At 55.2% G+C, this 1,202-nt stretch carries 1 protein-coding gene; it reads left to right on the top strand.

Going from position 1 to position 1,202, the window contains the following annotated elements; translation table 11 throughout:
- Positions 1-72 precede the first annotated feature (72 nt).
- Positions 73-1,065 (top strand): IS5 family transposase, encoded by a 993-nt coding sequence (locus tag RCH09_RS19640; RefSeq protein ID WP_326942827.1) that lies wholly within the window; start codon positions 73-75, stop codon positions 1,063-1,065.
- Positions 1,066-1,202 lie beyond the last annotated feature (137 nt).

Here is a 1,202-nt window from a genome sequence, read left to right as displayed (position 1 = left end):
GGAAACGCTGATTTAATCGCGCCCAGTTGGTAAAATTCGCACATGGAAAAACTTTCAAAGTTCGAGACGATCATGAAGCAAACCAGTTTTTCCAGCGCCGAATTTGCCGGCAAAAAGCGCACGACGCGACGCGAGAAATTCTTGGCCGAGATGGAGAAGGTGGTGCCGTGGACTGAGCTGGAAGCGGTGATCGCACCCGTCTATCCGACCGGTTCCCGCGGTCGTCCTCCTATTGGTCTGTCGCGCATGCTGCGCGTGTATTTCATCCAGCAGTGGTACGGCCTGTCGGATGAAGCGGTTGAAGATGCGATCTACGATATTCAATCGGTGCGCGCTTTTGTTGGGATCGATCTGGCACGCGAGAATGCACCGGACGCTACTACGCTGTTGAAGTTTCGCCGTCTGCTGGAAACCAACGATCTGACGCAGCGCATGTTTTTGGCTATCAATGCGACGCTGACAGAGAAAGGCCTGCTGATGCGGTCCGGGACGATCGTGGACGCGACCATCATCAACGCACCGCCCTCGACCAAAAACACGGACGGCAAGCGGGACGGCGACATGCATCAGACTAAAAAAGGCAATCAGTGGTACTTCGGCATGAAGGCCCACATTGGAGCCGATGCCGAGAGCGGATTGGTGCATACCGTCACCACGACTGCTGCTAACGCGGCCGACATTACCGAGACAGCGGCACTGCTGCACGGGCAGGAGAAAACGGTTTATGCCGACGCTGGTTACACAGGCGCGGACAAGCGTCCAGAACTGCAAGGTGTCACGGTGGACTGGCAGATTGCCGCGCGCCGCAGCACCGTGAAGAAGGTCGATGCCAAGCGTCCTTTGCGCGCGGTACTTGATGCGCTGGAGCATGCGAAGGCAAGCATCCGGGCGAAAGTTGAACATCCATTTCACGTCGTCAAAAACCTGTTTCGTCATCGCAAGGCACGCTACAAAGGGTTGCCTAAAAATACGGCACAGATCGTGATGCTGTTCGGATTGGCCAACCTTGTCCTGGCAAAAAACCAGCTCATGCGATTGCAGGCCCAAGATCCGTCTGCGGTTTGAGAACGGCGGCATAAGTGCACCAATTCGACGATTTTTAGCTGCCGGCCCCATCGATTCTGGACTGATTTCTTAAAACCGAACCGTCGCCAGGAAATCACCGAAGCTATTTCGCAGATTTCGCATTAATCAGCGGTTCC

The organism is Actimicrobium sp. GrIS 1.19, assembly GCF_035984655.1.
In the GTDB taxonomy this organism is placed as follows: Bacteria; Pseudomonadota; Gammaproteobacteria; order Burkholderiales; family Burkholderiaceae_D; genus Actimicrobium.
The sequence above is the reverse complement of the archived record's forward strand: the minus strand, read 5'-3'. Positions and strand labels throughout refer to the sequence as shown.